Here is a 234-nt window from a genome sequence, read left to right as displayed (position 1 = left end):
GTTCTTGCCAGAGAGCTGGTAGCCAGTGGCGATGTATACAACTCCGGCTACGGGTTATTCCCGTCTGAACAGGCGCGTAAGGACTGGCAAAACGCCCGCAAAAAACTCTCGAGGGCAAAGGTGAAGAAACCTGCTGTGGTTGATCCGGACCTTATCTGGTCATTATACGTCAAGAGCAGGAGATTTATGTGCTGGTTCTCAAATGCACGCTGGCTATTGTGGCTGTAATGGCAA

The 234-nt window shown here is 50.9% G+C and carries 1 protein-coding gene; it reads left to right on the top strand.

Going from position 1 to position 234, the window contains the following annotated elements; translation table 11 throughout:
• Nucleotides 1-228: hypothetical protein (locus tag SB816_RS35135; RefSeq protein ID WP_410548640.1), on the top strand; the 228-nt coding region annotated here is incomplete at its 5' end.
• Nucleotides 229-234: the final 6 nt, after the last annotated feature.

The sequence above is a fragment of the Achromobacter sp. SIMBA_011 genome (genome assembly GCF_046535435.1).
In the GTDB taxonomy this organism is placed as follows: Bacteria; Pseudomonadota; Gammaproteobacteria; order Burkholderiales; family Burkholderiaceae_B; genus Achromobacter; species Achromobacter dolens.
Note: the sequence above shows the minus strand (reverse complement) of the source record. Positions and strands in the feature narration are given on the sequence as shown.